This window comes from Arthrobacter nitrophenolicus (genome assembly GCF_000332815.1).
Lineage (GTDB): Bacteria > Actinomycetota > Actinomycetes > Actinomycetales > Micrococcaceae > Arthrobacter > Arthrobacter nitrophenolicus.
Window position 1 is genome coordinate 1 of record NZ_AOFD01000100.1, and the last position, 4505, is coordinate 4505.

Consider the following 4505-nt stretch of genomic DNA (forward strand, 5'->3'; position numbering starts at 1 on the left):
CTTACCCGACCGCCGAATACTTTGCAAATCCGCTTTTCAGCAGCTGCAGCATTCGTGATCAGCCCCCACCGGGTCAAGGCACGCTAGCGAGCGGGCCATTTTCCAGGCTGTTTTGAAGGGGTTTGGCCGCTATTTTTCCGCTTCAGCGGCGGCGACTCAGAAAACAATACACGTCGCCGGACCCCACTGCAAATCGCCCCTGTTTGAGGGTTCGGGCCCCCCGGAATCCCCGTAATGGCGGGGATCCCGGGGTCAAGCAGAAGGGCAAGCCGTACTGAACCGTGGGCGGTGGGCAATTATGGGGTGGCTCACATCGGGGGTCCCCTCACATCCGGAAGACGAGGGTGAACTCTGCCGGCCGGGGCTTCAACCGGTACGGCTCCAAGACCCCTGGCCCGCAGGCCGCGGTGCCCACGCCCCGTTGCACATGGTCGAGGTACACGTATGACCTGCCATCCGCCGCAAGCTCTGGCCGGTGGGCCGCCGCGTCAAGGACTGCCATGCTGTAGGGCCGGACTGTGAGGGCAAAAGGCTCGCCCGTAATCTCCAGCGGGCTTCCGGCAACGTCCAGGGAGGCAGTACGCACCCCTGAGCGCGCCCCTGATTCCTGGGGGCGGACATAGTCCACGTCCAAGTCGGCGAGCGGAAGGGAGAACCATCCGGTACGGGCCCCTTGGCCGGTGTCCGGATAACTCTGGTGCGGGCCCTTCCCGAACCAGCTCACTGCTGACGTCTCTCCAGCGAGGACAAGCTCCAGTCCGATGCGGGCCCATTCCACCTCAAAGCCGGCGTTGTCCCAGGTCCCTTCCGGGCGGACGTGCGTGTGGAGAGCCAGGGAGGCGCCGTCGCTGGTCCAGCAGTACTCCACCTGGACTCCGAACTGCTTGTCCGCGGCACCCACCCGGGTACGGACCGTGAGCCGCTCACCGCCGTCGGACGTAACCTCGGATCTGATGCCGACGAGCCTGGTGTGCAGCCGGTTCAGCCGGCGTCCTTCCACTGGGTGGCGAGCGGGCGCGGGTCCGCGCCGCCCCATTCCCTGCCCAGGTCGTTGTCGGTGGGCGCCCACCACAGCACCAGCCCCAGCTTTTCCACCGGCACGTCTCCCAGGAAGGTGGGCATTCCGGTCATCCGGCTGAACCGTGCCGGCCCCAGCCGCAGCTCATCGTCCGAAACCAGCACACGTTCGGTCGTTGCAGTCTCAACAGCACTGGGAAGCAGGACGGACTGGCCCCATGCGATTTCGTGGCCGGCGGCAGCCAGGAAGAATCGGCCGCAAGAACGGCGCGAACCGTCAGTACCGCCGCCTGTCCGGCACGTGCAAGCTCAGCGGCGCTGTCCGCGACGGCGGTGGGCAGGGGAACCGCCGTTTCGGACTGTGGCGGCAACGGCGCGAACTGCACCGGTCCGGCGTCCAGCAGGCCGCCGTCGGACTCCACCGTGTAGCGGAACTCATACGCGGAGGTGTCGGCGAAGTCCTGCAGGTTGCGGATCCGGAACCCGGACCAGTCATCGGCCACCTCAAGCCTGAGCGGCTCGATGACCTTCTTGAAGTCCAGTAGTCCCGGCCGTGGTTTGCGGTCCGCGTCCACCAGGCCATCCGTGACGAAGTTGCCGTCGTGAATTTCCTCACCGAAATCACCGCCGTAGCCGAAGTACTCACTGCCGTCAGCAGAGTTCAAGGTGATGCCGTGCTCCAGCCACTCCCACACGAAACCACCCATCAAGCGCGGATACCGCTCGAAGAGCTCCTGGTACTCGCTCATGCCGCCGGGGCCGTTCCCCATGGCGTGCACGTATTCGCACAGCACAAAGGGCATAGCCCGGCGCCGGGCGTCCAAGACCGCGTCCTCGAGGGGCGGTTCGATACCCTGTCCGATCAGCGCCGTTTCATCCTGGCTTGCGTACATGCGCGAGTAGACGTCCACGTAGGGCGAGGACCAGTCCCCCTCGTAGTGGATGGGGCGGGAGGGGTCGCGGTCCTTGGTCCAGCGCGACATGGCGGCAAGGTTCCTGCCGGTTCCGGCCTCGTTGCCGAGGGACCACATGATGACGGACGGATGGTTCTTGTCCCGTTCCACCGTTCGCTGCATCCTGTCCAGCAGCGCGGGTTCCCATTGCGGATCGTCACTCGGGTTCTGCGCCCAGCCTGCACTCTCGAACCCGTGCGTTTCCAGGTCGCATTCAAGGACTACATAGAAGCCCAGTCGGTCGGCAAGCGCCAGGAATTCGGGGTGCGGCGGGTAGTGGGACGTGCGGATGGCGTTGATATTGTGCTGCTTCATCAACCGCAGCTCGGCCTCCACCACATCCTGGGGAACAACGCGGCCCAGGCGGGGGTGATGTTCGTGGCGGTTGACACCCCGCAGGAGGATGCGCCGGCCGTTGACCTTGAACTGGGCATCCTCAATAGCGATGCTGCGGAAGCCCAGCTGCAGGCGGACAGTTTCGCCCGGAGTGCTGACCGATGCTTCGTAGAGTTTGGGCAGCTCAGCCGACCAGGGTTCGACTCCGGGTATACGCACATCCGTTCCAGCCGGCAGTTCCAGACCCAATTCGGGAACGCGTACGACGGCGTCAATCCCCTGATCGCCCCGGCTCGCCTCGACGCGAAACACGCCTTCGCGGTTTTCGTGGTCGTAGCCGGCATGGACGAACACGTCATCGATGCCATCCGCGGGCCGGGCCTGGAGTGTGACATCACGGAAGATTCCCGGGAGCCACCACATGTCCTGGTCTTCGACGTAGCTGGCGGCCGAGAACTGGGCCACCCTGACGGCAAGCGTGTTGGTCCCTTCCACCAGGATGCCCGAGACATCGAACTCGTGGGGCAGCCTGCTCCCGCGGGTGGTTCCCAGCTCTATCCCATTCAGCCAGATGGTTGCGGCTGACTCTATCCCGTCGAACCGCAGCACAGCATGGGGCATGAACGCGGGTCCGGCCTCGAAGGTCCGTAGGTGGTCCCCGATGGGGTTTGCCTCAGGAACGTGCGGCGGTTCGACGGCGAAGGGGAACTGGACGTTGGTGTAGGCGGGCGCACCATGGCCATGCATCGGCCAGCTGGACGGGACGGGCAGGGTGGTGAAGCCGCCAAGGTCTTCGCCCAACTGCCAGCCGGCGGCCGGCGCAGAGCGGATTCCGGGGCTCAACCGGAAGTGCCATTCACCATTCAGGGAGAGCTTGGGCGCGCTGCTGGAAAGGTAGGCGCGTGCCGGGAGCGAACCCCGCCCGGGTTTCACCGACGACAGCTCCCGTACGGCCGCTGCCCCCACGTCGAGACTTTCCGACCCCTGCGCGGTGCCGAACGTCAGGGTATTTCCTGCTGTTGTGAAGGGGGGCTGGGCTGGCATGGTATTCCTTGCGTGATAGGCGGGCCGTACTACGTGAACGTTCACGAATCTCAACAAGCGTAACCGTTGCCGCGCCCCTTGAATAGGCTCTCAGGCAGATTGACGGACGATGAGTTCGTGCCGGAGGGTCAGCGAAGCAGCGGGACTGCCGGGCTCCACCGCACCGGAGAGCAGGGCTTCCACGAGGTCGACGGCGGCCCGTCCCACCGCACGCAGGTCAAGGGCGAGGGTGGTCAGCTCGGGAGTGAGGAGTTCGCCCAGCGGAATGCCATCCATGCCGATCACGGCACAGTCTCCAGGGACAGACCTTCCTGCACTGTGAAGAGCCTTCAGTACACCCGCCGCCATGACGTCATTGAACGCCAGCAGCGCATCCAGTCCGGGCTCTTTCTCCAGCAGACCCCCAATTGCGTCCCGCGCGGCCGTTGCGGACGGGGAAGCATGGATCCTTGCCAGCGGGATACCCGCTGCTGCAGCAGCCGCGGCAACAGCAGCCCCACGGCTCCCGGCCGGACCGCCCTGGTCCGAGTCGAGGAAGGCCACCTTGTGTCGGCCAGTGCTGGCCAGATGGTCCAGGGCGAGCCCGGCCGCGTAGGGGTAGTCGAATCCGATACTGCCGGCGGAACTGCCGCCCGGGCAGTCCAGGCCCACCACGGGCCGACTGCCCATGAGGGACTGCGCCTCGGCCGCATGTTCCCCCAAGTACCCGATCAAGGCGTCAACCTGGGGTGCCAGCCGGCTCACGGCGTCGAGGCCACTGCCTGTCCCGTGCCCGTAATCATCCACGACGACGTTCCAGCCCCGCTGCGTGGCCGCTTCCACCACGCTTGACGCGAAAGCAGGGAAGTAGGGGTTGGTCAGGTCCGGGATCGCCAGGCCTACCGAGGTCCGAGCGCCTTGGACAAGCCCTTTTGCGAACCGGCTTGGGGAGTAGCCCAACTCCACAGCGCATTTCTGCACCCGCTCACGGGTGGCCGCACTGATGCCGGGCATGTCATTCATGGCCCGGGTAACGGTCTGGCGGGAGACACCTGCAGCAGCCGCGACATCCAGGATGGTGGCGCGCCGGCCGGGAGCATCTGCTGAACGGGTCATGAACCGAGTCTAGGTGCCAGGCAGGCAGCAATCCGGCGGCGGCCCTAGGTACCAGTGCCT

The 4505-nt window shown here is 65.7% G+C and carries 4 protein-coding genes; all 4 read right to left on the reverse strand.

The genetic code is table 11. The features are described 5' to 3' along the window. Positions 1 to 325: 325 nt before the first annotated feature. Positions 326 to 1000 carry a beta-galactosidase small subunit-related protein gene (locus G205_RS23315; protein WP_235047115.1) on the reverse strand — a complete coding sequence of 225 codons (675 nt, stop codon included), beginning with the start codon at positions 998 to 1000 and terminating at the stop codon, positions 326 to 328. Continuing rightward, positions 982 to 1131, reverse strand: a complete 150-nt coding sequence (locus G205_RS23320) for a hypothetical protein (RefSeq protein WP_235047117.1) — start codon at positions 1129 to 1131, stop codon at positions 982 to 984. The genes G205_RS23315 and G205_RS23320 overlap by 19 nt, the downstream gene beginning before the upstream one ends. Next, a complete protein-coding gene (locus tag G205_RS20155) occupies positions 1128 to 3350 on the reverse strand; it encodes a glycoside hydrolase family 2 TIM barrel-domain containing protein (RefSeq protein ID WP_235047118.1) in 2223 nt (740 codons plus the stop codon). The genes G205_RS23320 and G205_RS20155 overlap by 4 nt, the downstream gene beginning before the upstream one ends. A gap of 90 nt (positions 3351 to 3440) precedes the next feature. Then, positions 3441 to 4445, reverse strand: a complete 1005-nt coding sequence (locus G205_RS20160) for a LacI family DNA-binding transcriptional regulator (protein ID WP_009359651.1) — start codon at positions 4443 to 4445, stop codon at positions 3441 to 3443. Positions 4446 to 4505: the final 60 nt, after the last annotated feature.